This is a genomic window from Streptomyces goshikiensis (assembly GCF_014650555.1).
Classification (GTDB): domain Bacteria; phylum Actinomycetota; class Actinomycetes; order Streptomycetales; family Streptomycetaceae; genus Streptomyces; species Streptomyces goshikiensis.
On the sequence record NZ_BMVE01000039.1, the window covers coordinates 1 to 1054 of the forward strand.

Below are 1054 nucleotides of genomic sequence, written 5' to 3' on the forward strand. Positions count from 1 at the left end.
GTTGCTGGGTAGTTGCTGTTCAGCTGGGGTCTGTCGAGGTTTTTGTGCTGACATGGATGCCGATTTGATGCTGCCGTTTTTGGTGGTTGGCTTGGACAGTTTGTTGCCGGTTGGTATGGCGGGTTTGGTGTTGCGGCTGGTCACGGGTGTGAGTGGGGCGTGTAGCGGATCGCGGTCGCGTGTGCGGTGAGCTCTTGGCCGTGGTGGGCATTGATGAGGGGCAGGAGCGGGCTGTTCGGGTTGCGGTGCTGTAGCCGGCCGTAGGTTTTCGCCGCGGAAAGCAGGGGCTGAGCCCAGCCGGGTGCCGTATAGCTTGCAGCTGCGGTGAGCCCGGCTGTCATGGGTCTTGAGGACGCTCAGGGTGTCGTCGATGTCGGTGGCGCGTATCAGGGCCAGTTGCGCTGTGCTGGCTCCGGTGATGGCGTGGATGGTGAGGGCTGCCGCGTACAGCGGGTGTGCCACTCGGGCCAGTCGTGCGAGCCAGGCCCCAACACGGGGTATCCCCTAGCCCAGTCTCAATCCATCTACAAGAATGAAGCACCAAGACTGACCGACCTCATCGTGAACCACGAGGCCGCTGCACCGCCCCAGGCTGCTCGTCACCCGACTGACAGGAATCGGCATGCGGATGACAGTGGACTTCGTCATCCGCTACAGCAGCACCGGCGAGCCGAGGGCAGCCTTCAGCCCCCTCCTGGCCAGCCCCGGGAGCTCCGCAGGCCAGGAGCCAGCCGTGCACAACCCGCCCCCTGCTGCCAGCCGCCCGCTTTTGAGCGGGCTGGTCCTGGAGGCGGAGCCGTAAGGACCGGGTGGGGGAGCGGAGCGGATCCGCCCAACGGGCCGAAGGCCCGGACCCCGTGAAACGGGGTCCCACCCAAGCCTGCAGAGCAGGCCGTTCGGAGTGGAGCGAAGCGGAACCCCGAACCGTCCGGAGCGAAGCGACGGACACCGGCCCGAAGGGCCGGCCCTTGGCTCGGCGAAGCCGAGCCTCGCCGAGCGCAGCGAGGCGGTTCTCTCCTGGGGCGCGCAGCGCCCCAGGAACCCGCTCCGCGGG

At 67.2% G+C, this 1054-nt stretch carries 1 protein-coding gene; it reads left to right on the plus strand.

Features of this window, described 5'->3' with window-relative positions; all coding sequences use genetic code 11:
• The first annotated feature begins 622 nt into the window (after positions 1-622).
• Entirely contained in the window at positions 623-802 is a 180-nt protein-coding gene (locus tag IE248_RS37035) for a hypothetical protein (RefSeq protein WP_190033149.1), read from the plus strand.
• The last annotated feature ends 252 nt before the right edge of the window (positions 803-1054 follow it).